The sequence below is a fragment of the Pseudoselenomonas caprae genome (assembly GCF_008271345.1).
GTDB lineage: Bacteria > Bacillota > Negativicutes > Selenomonadales > Selenomonadaceae > Selenomonas_A > Selenomonas_A caprae.
On the sequence record NZ_VTOZ01000078.1, the window covers coordinates 1 to 258 of the forward strand.

The following is a 258-nucleotide window of genomic DNA, read 5'->3' on the forward strand; positions in this document are numbered from 1 at the left end:
ATACCATTGCTTTTAATGGTGGGCCTAAGTAGACTTGAACTACTGACCTCACGCTTATCAGGCGTGCGCTCTAACCAGCTGAGCTATAGGCCCATAATGGTGGAGACGAGGAGAATCGAACTCCTGACCCCCTGCTTGCAAGGCAGGTGCTCTCCCAGCTGAGCTACGCCCCCATTATGGTATTTACTTTTTTGAAGGATTATTCCCTCAAAACTAGACAATGCAGAACCAAAATGTTCCGACCTAAGAGTATCACTA

General features: G+C 47.3%; 2 tRNA genes. Both read right to left on the bottom strand.

The features are described 5' to 3' along the window. Nucleotides 1-16: 16 nt before the first annotated feature. Nucleotides 17-93: transfer RNA gene (locus FZ041_RS14385), tRNA-Ile, on the bottom strand. 4 nt (nucleotides 94-97) lie between these two features. Next, a tRNA-Ala gene (locus FZ041_RS14390) sits at nucleotides 98-173 on the bottom strand. Nucleotides 174-258 lie beyond the last annotated feature (85 nt).